7 protein-coding genes are annotated in these 14,963 nt (G+C 61.1%); all 7 read right to left on the reverse strand.

The window, feature by feature from the left end:
- Positions 1–198: 198 nt before the first annotated feature.
- Positions 199–2,052: a polyurethane esterase gene (locus tag BK662_RS19920; protein ID WP_123359478.1), complete on the reverse strand. Its 1,854-nt coding sequence runs from the start codon at positions 2,050–2,052 to the stop codon at positions 199–201.
- Between the two features lie 97 nt (positions 2,053–2,149).
- Positions 2,150–3,850: a polyurethane esterase gene (locus BK662_RS19925; RefSeq protein WP_123359479.1), complete on the reverse strand. Its 1,701-nt coding sequence runs from the start codon at positions 3,848–3,850 to the stop codon at positions 2,150–2,152.
- A gap of 23 nt (positions 3,851–3,873) precedes the next feature.
- Positions 3,874–6,969: an autotransporter serine protease gene (locus BK662_RS19930; protein ID WP_123359480.1), complete on the reverse strand. Its 3,096-nt coding sequence runs from the start codon at positions 6,967–6,969 to the stop codon at positions 3,874–3,876.
- A 217-nt stretch (positions 6,970–7,186) separates the two neighbouring features.
- On the reverse strand, positions 7,187–10,144 hold the full coding sequence (gene eprS, locus BK662_RS19935; RefSeq protein ID WP_123359925.1) for an autotransporter serine peptidase EprS: 2,958 nt from the start codon (positions 10,142–10,144) through the stop codon (positions 7,187–7,189).
- Between the two features lie 108 nt (positions 10,145–10,252).
- Positions 10,253–11,632 (reverse strand): TolC family outer membrane protein, encoded by a 1,380-nt coding sequence (locus BK662_RS19940; RefSeq protein WP_123359481.1) that lies wholly within the window; start codon positions 11,630–11,632, stop codon positions 10,253–10,255.
- A 2-nt stretch (positions 11,633–11,634) separates the two neighbouring features.
- A complete protein-coding gene (locus BK662_RS19945) occupies positions 11,635–12,984 on the reverse strand; it encodes an HlyD family type I secretion periplasmic adaptor subunit (protein WP_123359482.1) in 1,350 nt (449 codons plus the stop codon).
- Positions 12,981–14,768, reverse strand: coding sequence for a type I secretion system permease/ATPase (locus BK662_RS19950; RefSeq protein WP_123359483.1), 1,788 nt, complete (start codon positions 14,766–14,768; stop codon positions 12,981–12,983). Before BK662_RS19950 ends, BK662_RS19945 begins: the two co-directional genes overlap by 4 nt.
- Between the last annotated feature and the right edge of the window lie 195 nt (positions 14,769–14,963).

Consider the following 14,963-nt stretch of genomic DNA (forward strand, 5'->3'; position numbering starts at 1 on the left):
TCCTGTTGGTGCAGGTATTGGAGCCAAGGAGTGCCCAACGAGTCACGTAGGTAGACAGGATTACCGCGTTATCGTTCTTCGCGAGCAAGCCCGCTCCCACATTCGATCTTCAGTGAGCACCCAATATGGGTACGCCTGCGATCAAAATGTGGGAGCGGGCTTGCTCGCGAAGAGGCCTTTACCGGCGCCGCATCACCCTCAGGCGATCACAATCCCCCCACTGGCCAAACTGTCCAGCCCGACACCCACCAAAGTCACCGAATCACTGCCAAATGTCAGCAGCGTATCCTGCCCCACCGCCGTGGCATGGGCCCGATAATCGTCGTTCGGCGCAACGCCCTGAACCCCGAAGAACACCAGTTTGTCGTTGGCTTGATAGCCCACCACCCGGTCCTGGCCAAACGCACCGCTGAACAGGAACGTATCGACGCCGCCACCCGACTCCATCAGGTCATTACCCGTCCCGCCGACAAACACGTCATTGCCGGTGCTGCCAATCAAATGGTCGTTGCCATCGAGGCCAAACAACCAGTCGCCCGTTGTGTGTGCGTTGAGGGTGTCGGCGCCGGTCGTGCCCTTCACGCTTGAAGTGTATTGGGTCAGGTTGCTGCCAACCGCAAGGCCATTGGCGGTGACGCTGTGGGTCACGTCATCCTTGAACACCCCCCAGAGAAAACCCGGCTCCTTGGTGACGATACTGCCGATGTCGCGAGTGATGCTGATGCCGCCATTGGCGTCGCGCACGTACAGGTTGCCGGCACCGTCATTGGCGAAGGTGAAGTTCTTCACCGACTGCTGCAGGTCCAGCACGTTGCTGCCCTTGCCGCCCAACAGGATGTTGTAGCCGCCGCCATCACGGAAGGTGTCGTTGCCGTCGCGGCCCTCCAGGTAGTCGCTGCCCTTGCCGCCCTGGATCAGGTCATTGCCGTCGCTGCCGATGATGAAGGTGCTGCCTTTATGGGTTTCGGCGTTGCGGTTCAAGTCCTGGACCCACGTGTTGCTGCGCGCCGGGTCCGAGAGGTTGGCGACGATGATGGTCGAATCTTTGCTGGTCAGGTCGTAGAACTGCGACTCCAGCACCCGGATCATGCCGTCGCCGTAACCGGTGGGCAAGTGTGAAATCCAGGTGGGGATGTTGAGGATGGAATACGGCAGCACGTTCCACGCCGTCGAGGCGTAGTGGTCGTTGAAGCTGACGATGTTATCGGTCGTCGAATCCTTGGCGGCATCGTGCACGCCAACCGAGGACAGGTTGAACGACGAGCCATCGAGGGCGCGGAATACCGGGTCGTTTTCATAACCGATGTTCAGCACTTTGTCGCTGCTGCTTTGGGTCGGCGATGCGTAGGCGATGTAGTTGGAATCCTGGTAGAACCCGGACCATTTTTCACTGCTCAAGTCCGCCAGGCTGTTGACCGCCAGGCCACCGAGACTATGGCCGCTGACCAGCACGTCCTTGCCCGACAGCCCATTGGCCTGGGCAAATGCTGCAACGTCGCCGAGCAGATTGCCGAAGGCTTCGCCCACATAGTTTTTCGCATAATCCTTGGGACCCAAGGCCGCCAGCAAATCGTTGATCACGTCACCGATGGAGTCGCCGATCTGGATTTCTCGCGGGCCGCTGGTGCCGCGAAAAGCGATGCCGATTTCGGTGAGATGGCCTTGGGCGTCGTACTTGCCGAGGATCTCGACTTGAGCGCTGGTGTAACCGGCCTTCTCGCCGAAGAAGGTTCCGCGAGCATCGGTCTTGCCGTCATAGCCCAATTGCGCGGCGGTGATCGGCGTCCATCCGGCTTTTTGCACAGCTTCGAGAGCAGCCTTCTCCGAATCGGGGTTCCAGGGAATGCCGGGAATAACGCCTTGGGAATCGGTGCCGCCAATCAGTGCGGTAACCAGGGTTGCCGGCAAGCCCAGGCCGAAGCCGTTTTGCTGGTAACCAGTGGCAAAACCGTTGTCGAGGTTGTGATAGGAATACAGCGTGATCGCCATGGCGTCGCTGAACAACGCCTTGGAGTCTGCTGTGCCGAAGTTTTTGTAGTCATACACACCCATTGGTATTGCCTCTCTCTTTGTTGGAATTGTCAGAGATAGCTCACAACCAGGACGCCTCACTGACGAGGCGCCCCGGAGCCTCTAGTGCATGCAGCCTTTACGCAAACGTAATTCCCGAAGCCGAGAGATTATCCAGACCCACGCCCACCAGCGTTACGGCGTAATCGCCAATCTTGAGCACAGTGTCGTTGCCGGCCTGGGTCGCGTGTTGGGTGTAGTCATAGCCCTGCCCCGCGCCCTGGACGCCCATGAACACCAGTTTGTCGCTGCCCTGGTAGCCATTGATCGCATCGAAGCCGAAGGCGCCGCTGAACAGGAAGGTGTTGTTGCCGCTCCCCGAGGCATGCATCACGTCATTGCCTGTACCAGCGACGAAGGTCACGTGGCTCTTGTCGCTGCGCAGCAGGTCGTCGCCGGCGTTGCCGAACAGCCAGTCACCGTCGACACTGGCCATCAGCGTGTTGCCGTAGGCGTCGCCGTTGAGCGAGTGGTTGTAATGGGTCAGTTCCGTGCCATTGAGCAAGCCATTGGCGGTGACGTTGTAGGTGATGTCCTTGCTGCCCCACCACGAACCCGATTCCTTGCTCACTAGCGCGCCGATGTCGCGGGTCATGCTGATGCCGCCGTAGGCATCGCGCACATACAGCGTGCCGTCGCCGTCATTGGCAAAGCTGAAGTTCTGCAACGGCTTCTGCAGCTCGAAGGTGTTGCTGCCCTTGCCACCCAGCAGCAGGTTGTAGCCACCGTCATCGCGGAACCGGTCGTTACCATCACGGCCTTCGATGAAGTCATTGCCCGCGCCGCCCTTGAGCAAGTCATTGCTGTCGGTGCCGATAATGAACGTGCTGCCGGTGTGGGGCTCGCCGCTACGGCCCAGGTCCTCGACCCAGGTGCTGCCTCGAGACGATTCCGACAGGTTGGACACGATCAGCGTCGAGTCCTTGTCGGTGAGGTCGTAGAAGCGCGAGTCGATCACCCGGTTCAAGCCATCGGCATAGCCCAACGAACCGTGGGCCGACCAGTTCAGCGGGTTGAGGATGCTGAACGGCACCAGGTTCTGCGCGGTGGAGGCATATTGGTCATTGAAGTTGACGATGTTGTTGGTCGCCGAATCCTGATGACCGTCGTGCTTGCCCAGCGAGCCACTGCTGAAGGTGGTGCCGTCGAGCACTCGAAACACCGGATCATTCTCGTAGCCGATGTTCAGCACGTTGTTGCCGGTGGCGCTTTGGGTCGGCGAGGCGAAGGCAATGTAGTTGGCGTCCTTGAAGAAACCGCCCCAATTGTTCCCGCTCAACTCCGCCAGGCTGTTGACCCCTAATCCGCCGAGGCTATGCCCGCTGACCAATACGTCCTTGGCACTCAGGCCATGGGCGATGGCAAACGCGGCGACGTCCTTGAGCAAAGTGTCGAAGGCGTTTTTCGCGTAGTTCGTCGCGTAATCCACCGGGCCGACCGCGGCCAACAGATTGTTTTTCATGTCGCCGAAAGTGTCGCTGTAGCCCAGGCCACCGGTGCCACGGAAGGCGATACCGATGCCGATCAGCTTCCCTGCCCCGTCGTATTTACCGAGCACTTCGGCTTCGGCGCTGGTGAAGCCGTCCTTCTCGCCATAGAAGGTGCCTTGAGCGCCGACGTTGCCCTGATAGCCCAACGCGGCCGCGCCAATCGGCGCCCAAGCGGTCGCCGGCAGTGGCTGGCCGGTCGGCGTGTACGCATAGAGCGTCAAAGCGATCGCGTCGGAGTACAGCGCCTTGCCGGCCTCACTGCCGGCATTTTTGTAATCAAACAGTCCCATCTTCTTGCTTCCTTAGCGTCAAATCAGAACTGCCAGTCCAGGGTCAGGCCCACACCGTGGTCTTTTTCCCGGGAGCCGAGCAGCCCGTTGTAATCCAGGTTCAAACGGGTATCGCGGCCCAGCGCCAAGCCGGCACGGACACCGACCACTGCGGCATCACGGTCCATGGACACGCTTTGCACGCTGAACACGGTGTTGCCGTTGACGAAGGCCAGGTGGTCTTCGGAACGGGTGTTGCTCAGGTTGTGCTGCCAACCGAGCGTGCCGGACAGTTCCAGCTGTTGCTGGTCGGACAATGCAATGGCTTTGCTCGCCCGCAGGCCAAGGGTCGAAAGCACCACGTCGCGGTTGTTTTCACCGCCCTTGAGTGCTGCGGCATCACCTTTTTCGCTGAAGCTTTCAGTGTTCAAATGCACGTAAGCCAAGTTAACGAACGGCTCCAGAGCGATCGGTTGCAGGTCCAGGCGATACGCCGCTTCGGTGAACAGTTGCGCGGAGGTCGCATCGCGTTTGGATTTCTGCTTGCCGCTGACGCCGTTAAATTGCAGGTCACGTTTGACGTCGATGCGATGCCAGCTGTAGGCGCCACCGACGCTCAGGCGCAGCGCGTCGATTTCATGGCCCAGGTAGGCACCCAAGTGGTAGCTGTCGACCGAGGCCGACGAATGTGTGCCATCGCCCATGCTCAATGAACTGTCGCTATAACCGGTGACGAAACCCAGCCGCGTATCTTCAGTGATCAGGCCATCGACACCGGCCAGCAACCCGCCAATGGAGCTGTTGGAACTGGCGTTGTCATGCCCGCCATCGCTCTTGCCCCAGGCGCCGAGCACTTTGAGCCAGGCATTGCTGCGATCATCGGTGGGTGCCGCCGCGTCGAACAGATCGTGTTCGCGCAGACGCTCGCCGACTGCATCTCGCAGGTAACGGCTGTCGTTGATCAGCAGCGTGCCGATTGCCGGATGAATCTCACCGGAGAGTTGCTGGAACGCTTGTTGCGCGACAGCGGCGGTCGGCGACAGCAGCAGGGTTTCGTAGAGCGGATTGCCTGCGCCCAATTGTTCGGCGGCAGCGGCCACGGCGCGTTGGTTCGGGGTTTGGCCCACGCTGGTGAAGGACGTCGCGTTGCGCACCACAGCCAGTTGAATGCCGTTAGCCGCATAGTCGAGGGTGCCGCCGAGGAACAGGTAGTCCGGCACCACCGCACCGAAGCGCCCTTCGATCCCACCGGCCGCTTGCAGAATGTTGTACTGATTACCGAGCAGGGTTTTCGCTTCGCCGGTGGTCAGCAATGTCGGGCTGTTTTCCAGGGACAGGCTGACGGTTGCGCCCTCGATGATCGCCTTGCCGCCGGCAATGATCTGGTCGCTGCTGGTGGGCGACAGTTCTACCGCGTAGGTCGAACCAGGCTCGAAGGTCACGTCGCCCGCCACTTGCAAGGTGCCGATGGAGTTGCCGGGCGCCACGGTACCGCCGCTTTTCGCGGTCAGCGCCGCAATGCTGCCGTTACCGCCGAGGATCCCGCTGTCATTGACGGTGACGGCTGAAAGCAGTGAACCGTTGATCGCCAACCGGCCCTGATTGACCAGGGTCGGGCCGGCGTAGGTGTTGGCGCCGGTCAGCACCAGCGTGCCGATGCCCTGCTTGGTCAGGCCGCCATGACCGGAAATGTCGTTGCGCCAGACGTCGAGCCCGCAGTGCACGTCATTGCACACGCGCTCGGTGGGTTTGCCGGCGTCGATGATCGCGCCGATACCTGGCAAGTCCGCGACAAACTGGCTGGAGCCGTAGGCGCCTTCGATGCGAAATTCCTCGGGAATGTCCTGCTCGGTCACGAACATCGCCGGGCCATCGATGCCTTTGCGCAGGTTGATCATGCCCCAGCCGTACAGCGAGTCGACGCCGGGTGCGCCGAGGTCGGTGGCGGTGGTGCGCAGCACACTGGCGACTTGCGCGCCGGTCATGTACGGGAAGCGTTCCATCAACACCGCCACCGAGCCTGCAACGTGCGGCGCCGCCATGGAGGTGCCGTTGTAATTGGCGTAGCCGGTGGTCAGGTTGTCGGCATTGGTGCCGCTGATGATCGAGCTGTAGATCCGGCTGCCCGGCGCCGACACGCAGAAGCTCGCGGTGTAGCCGCAGCGCGACGAGAAGGTGCTGATGTTATAAGGATCGGAGCTGCTGGTGTCCGGATTCCTCTGCAACGCGGCGACGGTCATCCAGTTCGGCGCGATCTCCGGGACGAAGTAACCGAGGCCGGCGATGGCGTCCGGGTTGTTGAGGTTGTAGTCGTTGCCGGCGGCGAAGATCGTCACGATGCCACTGCGGGCCGCCGCGATGGCGCCGTCGTAGGCACCGCCGGGTTTGGTCCCCAGCAAAGTCTGGATCTCGTTGAATTGCAGTTGTGCGTCCTGCACGGTGAAGTGCGGGTACGCCGGGTCCCGACCACCCAGGTCGAAGCGATCAGTGATACCGATGCCCCAGCTGTTGTTGATGATCCGCGCGCCGCTGGCGATCAGGGCATCCCAACCGGCCTTGTACACCGCGCCGTCGTTGCCGCGAATGATGCCGTCTTCCGGGCCCGGGTCACCGTTGTCGGCGCTGATGATTTGCGCACCAAAGGCGACGCCGTGCATCGGCCCGCCATCGCGACTGCCCGCGGCGATCCCGCCGACGTGAGTGCCGTGGGCGCCGAGTTTGCCGTTGGAGCCCACCGAGGGCGAACCGTCATACAGAAAGGCGTCCCCGGCTTTGACCGGAATGTACGGGTCGGTGTATTCGCGGATGCCGCTGGTGACCAGCGTGATCACCTTATTGGCCCCGGAAAATTCCGGGTGCAAGGCGTAAACCGGTTGGTCGAAGATCCCCAGTTTCACGCCTTTGCCGGTGTAACCGGCGGCGTAGGCCTCCTGAGCATTGATCGCACCCAGGCCCCAGTCGGCGTTGAACTCCGTGCTGCGCCAGCTATCGGGATCGCCTGTCCGGCCGTTTTCCACGTAGGGCGCCGCGTGTGCGGTGCCCAGGGTGGCCAATGCGCAGAGCAAGGCGCGATTGAGGGTTTTTAAAGTAGTAAACGTGCTGCCCGACCGAGCGGGCGAATTGTTGTTTTCAGCTCTCATCCAGCGACCATCCTTAGTTATGTTGCCAAAATCCTTGTGCCTCAAGGCCCACCCAATTCCTGTCAGTCAAGGCTCGGAACCTGTGGGAGCGAGCCTGCTCGCGATAGCGTCGGGTCAGTCAATATTGATGCTGAATGTTCCGCCGTCATCGCGAGCAGGCTCGCTCCCACAGGTTTGCGCACCTTGACTAGGCATGAGGGCAATCCCTTCGCCGCCGTTAAAACTGCCAATTGAGACTCAGCCCGACGCCGTGGCTTTTCTCGCGGCTGGCCAGTTGGCCGGTGTAATCGAGGTTCAGCCGAACATCTCGGCTCAAGGCCAGGCTGGCATGGGCGCCCACCAGCGCCGCATCGCGAACCAGTGGCGAGCTTTCCACCACGAACGGAGTGCCACCGCTGGCAAACGCCAGGTGTTCCTCGGAATCGGTGTTGCTCAGGTTGTGCTGCCAGCCAAGGCTGCCGCTCAGGTCCAGCTGTTGCTGACCGGACAGCCTCAGGGTTTTCAGAGCTCGCATGCCCAAGGTGCTGAGTACCGCGTCACGCCGGTCGCCGCTGCTTTTGAGCGCTGCGGCGTCACCTTTTTCGGTGAAGCCCTCAGTGTCGAGGTGTACGTAAGCCAGGTTGGCGAACGGCTCCAAAGCCAGTGTTTGCAGGTTCAAGCGATAGGCCGCTTCGCCAAACACCTGGGTGGTCCCGGCATCGACTTTGGCTTTCTGTTTGGCGCTGACGTCGCCGTATTGCAGGTCACGTTTGACGTCGGCCCGATGCCAGCTGTAGGCGCCGCCGGCACTCAGACGCCAGGCGCCCATTTCGTGGCCGGCATAGGCGCCCAGGTGATAACTGTCGACCTGCGCTGATGAATGAGTTCCGGAGCCCATGCTGACCGAGCTGTCGCTATAACCGGCGACCAGGCCCACACGGGTTTGGTCATCCACCGCACCATCGACACCCGCCAGCAAACCGCCAATCGAGGTGGTGTAGCCGGCGGTGTCGTGGCTGTCATCGGTCTTGCCCCAAGCGCCCAACGCTTTGATCCAGCCGTTGCTTCGGGAACTGTTGGCGTCGTTGAGACGCTCACCGACCGCATCCCGCAGATAACGGCTGTCGTTGATCAGTACCGAGCCCAGCGCCGGGTAAATTTCTCCCGACAACTGCTGGAACGCCTGTTGCGCCGAACTTGCGGTGGGCGACAGCAGCAGGCTTTCGTAGACGGCGTTACCCGCGCCAAGCCCTTCCACTGCGGCGGCGACAGAACGCTGATTTGGGGTTTGCCCGACGCTGGCGAAGGTTGTGGCGTTGCGTTCAACGCTCAGCTGAATGCCGGTGGCGGCGTAATCAAGGCTGCCGCCGATGAACAGGTAGTTAGGCAGCACCGCGCCGAACTGGCCTTGAATACCGCCCGCCGCTTGCAGGATGTTGTACTGATTGCCCAGCAGGCTTTGCACTTGTTGGGTGCTGAGCAAGGTCGGGCTGTTTTCCAGCGACAGGCTCACGGTGGCGCCGCTGATCGTGGCCGTACCGCCCGCAATAATCTGGTCGCTGCTGGTGGGTGACAGTTCGACGGCATAGGTCGAACCCGGCGCAAACGTCACATCGCCGCTGACTTGCAACGTACCGATGGAATTACCGGGCGCCACGGTGCCGCCGGGATTGGCGGTCAAGGCAGCGATTCGTCCGTTACCGCCGAGGGTGCCACTGTCATTGACGGTGACCGCCGACGTCAGCGAGCCGTTCACCGCCAGCAACCCGCCGTTGACCGTAGTCGGGCCGCGATAAGTGTTGTCGCCAGTGAGCATCAACCGCCCGGCACCGGACTTGATCAGGCTGCCTTCGTAGACTCGGTTGGCGGCGGCGGAATCGCGAGCTGTGCCCACTGCGTAATCGGTCTGATCCTGCTGACTGGCGCCAGCCGGGACACCGTTCTCCCAGCCCTTGTCCTTCAACGTCTGTTGCCAGGCGCTGCGTTCGGCGGCGTCTTCGGCCTGACGCTGAATCAGCGCCTTGTCGGAAATGCCGTTGCTCCAGACATCGCTTTGCCCTGCCCCCAGATTGGCGTCGAACGCCCCGAGCAATTGCCCCGGCCCGCGCATCGCCCGTTCAAGGTTGGCCACCCCCCAACCGATGCGCGTGCTCGGTGCGTCGGTGACCGAACCGTCGAGCTGGGTCGCGGTGGTCAGCAGCACCTCAAGCGCCTGCTGATTGTTCATGTACGGATAGCGTTCCATCACCAGCGCCAGTGCTCCGGTGGCATGCGGCGCAGCCATGGAGGTGCCGGACTTGATCGCGTAACCGCCGCCGGGAATGGTGCTGTCGATCTTCGCGCCCGGTGTGGTGATGCACCAGTACTTGGCGATCCCGCACTGGTTGTATTTCTGCTGATTGCTTTGATCCAGCCCCGACACCGCCAGCCAGTGGCCTTCCAGGTCCGGCTGGAAATACGGCAAGGCTGAACGCACGCTGGCATTCGGGTAACCGCTGTTGCCGGCACTGAACACGTTGATCACGCCGCGGCGCGAAACGTCGGCGGCGGCATCGAGCCAGGTGCCTTTGTTCCAGTGCTGGGCGTAGGCGGCGTGCAGGTCGTCGAGGGTTCGGTAGCTGACATCCGGCGGCTGGCTGCCCCAGCTGTTGTTGATCGCGCGTACACCGACATCTGCCAGGGCGTTATAGACCGCTTTGAAATAGCGCGGGTCCGGATTGGGGCCGAACAGGAAGCTGTCGTTCTTGTTTGTGTTGCCAACGTAGATTTGCGCGTTGTACGCCACGCCGTGCATGCCGCTGCCATCCCGGGAAGCGCCCATGGTGCCGGTGACGTGGGTGCCGTGGGAGTCGTTGTTGGTGTTGAGCGTGCCGTCGACATTGAACGCCGAGCCATCGACATAGCTGCCACTGGCGGTCACTGAGTGATAACGGTCGGCGGCAAATTCGGGATGGCTGGAATCGAAACCGGAATCCAGCGCGCCAATTTTCACGCCCTTGCCGGTGATGCCGGCGGCATAGGCTTGATCGGCCTGCATGCGCGCCAGCCCCCAATCGCGCTGGAACTCTGCCGAGCGCCAACTGGCGGGATCGCCGGGTTTGCCGGTTTCCAGGTAAAGCGCCTGGGCTGGGCCTGGTACTGATGAAATCAAGAGCAATAGCGTGCCGACCGACATCGGCTTGATCTGTACGTCCATGTTCATGACTCTCGCTTTTTTTGTTTTTTGTAGGAGCTGCCGCAGGCTGCGATCTTTTAGCGTCAGCAAGACGCCGGAAGATCAAAAGATCGCAGCCTTCGGCAGCTCCTACGGGGATGTGCGATTTTCCATGTTCGGGCCCTGGCCGAAGGCCTCATCCACCTTGGCCAGGTCTTGCTCGTTCAAGGTTCCCGCGTAGTAGTGCAACTTGGTCCAGGCCATCAAATAGTCGTAACGCGCCTGGGCCAGATCCCGGCGGGTGGTGAACAGTTGTTGTTCTGCGTTCAGCGCATCGAGGTTGACCCGCTCACCGCCCAAAATGCTTTGTTTGGTCGAGACCACCAGCGCTTCCGCCGACGTCAACGCTTTCTGATAAGCCCGTAACTTGTTGATCCCCGACAAGCAGGCGCTGAACTGGCGGCGCAGCTGAATCAAGGTTTCCCGGGTCTTGCCGTCCAGCTCGTACTCGGCCTGTTCCATGGTGCGGCTGGCCTGGCGGGTCGAGGCCGAGACCCCGCCACCGGCATACAGCGGCACATTGACTTCGATACCGATGGTGTTGGTGTCGTAGCGCTGGTTATAGGTGTTGCCGCTTTCCGATTCGTTCTGGCGCACCGAGGCGTAAGCGCTGACTTTTGGCAGGTGGCCAGCGCGATTGCGTTCGACCTCGTAACGCGCCACTTCCACCGCCTGGCGCTGGGAGGCCAGGTTCGGGTTGTTGGCCACCGCCATCTCGTGCCAGGTGTCGTAATTGGCCGGTTGCAGGGTGAACGTCTGGAAGTTCTGATCCAGCGGCGTCAGGTCGCCGATGTCGATGGCTGGCACGCCAATCAGTGCGCCCAGCTCCCGCAAGGACGCATCCTGTTCATCGCGCGCCTCGATTTCCTCGGCGGTCGCCAGCTCGTAACGTGACTCGGCTTCGAGGATATCGGTGCGCGTACCCTCCCCTTGGCGGAACATCTGCTCGTTCTGCTGAAACTGCTGTTCGAAGGCTTTTTTCTTGGCCCGCGCGATGTCGATCTGGTCCTGAGCGAACAGCGCCTTGGTGTAATTTTCCAGCACGCGAACCAGCAGTTCCTGGCTCTTGCCACGAAAATTTTCGTCAGCGAACAGCGATTGCGCCACGCCTTTGCGGTACGCCGCGTAGGCCTCGTAGTCCAGCAGCGGCTGTTGCAGGGTCAAGGTCGAGCCGTAACTGCTGTAGTTGCGGTCCTCGGTGAAGTCTGGTCTCCCCTCATTAATTTGAGTGACCTTGGAGGTGTTACGCCCCTTGTTGTAGTTGTAACCCAGTCTCGGCAGCAGCCCGGCGCGGCCGATGGCACGGTTTTCAAGGCCTGCATCGCGCTCCTTGATGGCGCCGAGGAACACTGGATCATTGCGTAACGCTTGCTCATAAATGTCGAACGGCCCCATGGCCATCGCGCTGTTGCATGTCAGCAACGCCAGGGTCGCTGCGAGCAGGGAAAGCTTATTCATACAGCCGAACATCCTTATTCCTCGGTCAACGCGGAGCCTGCCCGGTCGAGCAGCGGTTTGAACAAATAGTTGAGGAGTGAACGTTCACCGGTGCGCACGAACATTTCTGCCGGCATGCCGGGCTTGATCACCAGACCGTTGAGTTTTTCCATGGCCTGATCGCTGACGCTGCTGCGCAGCACGTAGTACGGCACACCGGTTTTTTCGTCGACCATTTGGTCGGCGGAGATCAGGCTGACTTCGCCGGGGACCCGCGGGGTGCGGCTCTGGTTGAACGCGGTGAACAGAATGTCCACCGGCAAGTGCGTGCCGACCTTGTCAATCAGGTTGATCGGCAGGTGCCCTTCCACTTCCAGGCGGGTGCCTTGCGGGACGATCTCCAGCAGTGTCTCGCCCTGACGTACCACCGCGCCTTCGGTGTGAACCCCAAGGTTAACGGCGATGCCGTCGGCAGTGGCGATGATTTCGCTGTGTTGCAGGTCGAAGCCGGCGGAAGTCAGTTGCTCTTCCAGGGTCACGCTTTTGAGCTGCGCGTCGGCCAGCTGGCTGCGGACTTCCTTCTGGTATTCCTCGCTGTGCTGTTGCAGTTTCAGGCGGGATTCAAGGATGCCCTGCTCCACGCGGCCACTTTCGCCGGTGTTTTCTGCCAGCTGTTGCTGCACTTGCGACAACTGACGCTGGTAATCCATCAAGCGGTTGCGCGGGATGTAACCGTTATCCGCCAAGGGCTGCAGATTGCTCAATTGTTGTTGCAGTGAACTGGCCTGGGCCGTCAGGTCGGTGCGCGCGCGGCGCATGCCGGCCAGTTGCGCGCTCGCGCCTTCGATGTTGGCGCGCAGGGCGGCTTGCTCACGGGAAAAGGCTTCGCGACGGCTGCTGAACAATTGCCGTTGGCCTTCGAGTACCAAGGCCAGACGCGGGTCAGGATCGTTGCTCAGTTCGACGGGGAAATTCACCTGTTTGAGGTTGTCCCGTTCACTCTGCCACCGTGCCAGGCTGGCCCACGCCATGCGGTATTGCGCTTGCAGCGATTGAACGTCTGCCGCGACCTGGGTCTGGTCGAGGCGGAACAGCGGCTGACCCTGCTTCACCACTTGGCCTTCGCGCACCAGAATCTGGCTGACCACACCGCTGCTCATCGATTGCACGGCTTTGCGCTTGCCCGAGACCACCACGGTCCCCTGCACCGGAATCCCTTGATCGAGCGGCGCAAGGCTCGCCCAGGTGAAGAAACTGCCGGCGCCGACAATCGCCAGAATCCAGCCCATGCGGGCGAAGAAACGCGCGTCGCGCTCAGGGCGTGCAGCGATATAATCGTGTTCCATGGTCGCTTCGCTGTCGTCGTTCATGCGTGCGCTGCTCATACACCCGAATTCCTTGTCGTGGGCTGATACTGCCGGCTCATGCTGAGCCCGCCCGGTGCTTGCGCAGGTTTTTCACGTTGTTGCTCCTGGGCTCCTGACTGGTTACCGGCAAGCGCCTTGAGCACTTCCTGGCTTGGGCCGAAGGCCTGCAAGCGACCTTCGTTGAGCACCAGCAACTTGTCGGCCTGGGCCAGGGCCGAAGAGCGATGGGTGACCAGAATCACGCTGGTGCCTCGGGCCTTCATGTGCGCGATGGCGCCGGCCAGTGCCGCTTCGCCGACGGTGTCGAGGTTGGAGTTCGGTTCATCCAGCACCACCAGGCTCGGGTTGCCGTACAGCGCACGAGCCAGGGCCACACGTTGCTTCTGGCCGCCGGACAAACCGCTGCCGTCCTCGCCAAGCACCGTGTCGTAGCCCTGCGGCATGCGCAGGATCAGTTCATGAACGCCGGCCTGTTGCGCGGCTTCGACGACTTTTTGCGGGTCCGCCTCACGGAATCGGGCGATGTTTTCGGCGATGCTGCCGCTGAACAATTCGATGTCCTGGGGCAGGTAACCGATGTAGGGGCCAAGGTCATCGCGGTTCCAGCGATGAATGTCCGCGCCGTCGAGGCGTACCGTGCCGCCCAACGTCGGCCAGACGCCGACCAGCACCCGGGCCAGGGTCGATTTACCGGAGCCGGAAGCCCCGAGCACGCCCAACACTTCCCCGGCGCCCAGGTTGAAATTGACCATGTGCAAGGTCGCTGCCCGTTGCCCTGGCGGGCCGGCGCTGACTTGTTCGAACGTGATCTGGCCTTTCGGCGCCGGCAGCGCCATGGCCTCGTCACTCGGTGGAAAGGCTTGCAGCAAGGCATCGAGACGGCGGTAAGCGAGTTTGGCGCCGCTCCACTGTTTCCACACGGCGATCAACTGATCGATGGGGCTCAGTACCCGGCCCATCAGGATGGAACCGGCGATCATCATCCCGGCGGTCATGTCACCCTTGATCACCAGCAAGGCGCCCAACCCCAGCACCAGGGATTGCAGGCACAGGCGCAGGGTTTTGCTCAGGGAACTGATGACCGCGCCGGTGTCGCTGGCCTGATTCTGCAAGCCGAGAAAACGCGAGTGAACCCCAAACCAGCGCTTGCGCAAGACACCGAGCATGCCCATGGCCTGAATGGTTTCGGCGTTATGCAGGTGACTGGTGGCCAGTTGGCTGGATTTCTGGGAAAACCCCGCGGCTTCGCCCAAAGGCTTTTTGGTCATCGCCTCGTTGAGGCAGGCCAGACCGATCAGCAGCACCGCACCTGCGGTGGCCAATACACCGAGCCAGACGTTGAACAGAAAGATCACAAACAGATAGACCGGAAACCACGGTGCATCGAAGAAGGCAAACAGCGCCGGGCCGGTGACGAATTGGCGAATATGGGTCAGGTCGCCCAAGGATTGCCCGGCGTTGCCCTCGCCTTTGAACAGGTTGCGTTCGAAAGCGGCTTGATACACCCGCAGGTTAAAACGGCGCTCCAGTTGGCTGCCGATACGAATGACGATAAAGCTGCGCACGATCTCCAGCAGACCGATGAAGGCAAAGAATCCGACCACCATCAACGACAACATCGCCAGTGTGGTTTCATTTTGCGAAGACAGTACCCGGTCATAGACCTGGAGCATATAAATCGACGGGACCAACATCAGCACATTAATCAGTGCGGTAAAACACCCGACGCTGATCAGGATGCTTTTATAGTCGCCCAGCGCCTTGAATAACGGTGCAGTGGCCGGGCTCTTCGCCATCTTCATTGGTTTTTCCTGAGGTATTAATCCTCGCCTTACTTGGCGAGGTTCCAATTAACTGTCCGCACATGGGTCGAGACGTTCTTTCGCCGATATTGCTTACACATTAATAACAACTCTTTGTGTTCTTCAAAGAGCTCCGGTTATTGAACGGCTGCTTATAACGGCAATAACGAGCTTTATATTCAGCGCCTGGTGCCG

Origin of the sequence: Pseudomonas frederiksbergensis (assembly GCF_003732275.1) — a bacterium.
Lineage (GTDB): Bacteria > Pseudomonadota > Gammaproteobacteria > Pseudomonadales > Pseudomonadaceae > Aquipseudomonas > Aquipseudomonas frederiksbergensis_H.

Excerpts from the sequence above, each read along its gene's own strand:
- BK662_RS19940 (WP_123359481.1), bottom strand. The coding sequence starts at position 11,632 with ATGTTCGGCTGTATGAATAAGCTTTCCCTGCTCGCAGCGACCCTGGCG.
- BK662_RS19930 (WP_123359480.1), bottom strand. The coding sequence starts at position 6,969 with ATGAGAGCTGAAAACAACAATTCGCCCGCTCGGTCGGGCAGCACGTTT.
- BK662_RS19920 (WP_123359478.1), bottom strand. The coding sequence starts at position 2,052 with ATGGGTGTGTATGACTACAAAAACTTCGGCACAGCAGACTCCAAGGCG.
- eprS (WP_123359925.1), bottom strand. The coding sequence starts at position 10,144 with ATGGACGTACAGATCAAGCCGATGTCGGTCGGCACGCTATTGCTCTTG.
- BK662_RS19925 (WP_123359479.1), bottom strand. The coding sequence starts at position 3,850 with ATGGGACTGTTTGATTACAAAAATGCCGGCAGTGAGGCCGGCAAGGCG.
- BK662_RS19945 (WP_123359482.1), bottom strand. The coding sequence starts at position 12,984 with ATGAGCAGCGCACGCATGAACGACGACAGCGAAGCGACCATGGAACAC.
- BK662_RS19950 (WP_123359483.1), bottom strand. The coding sequence starts at position 14,768 with ATGAAGATGGCGAAGAGCCCGGCCACTGCACCGTTATTCAAGGCGCTG.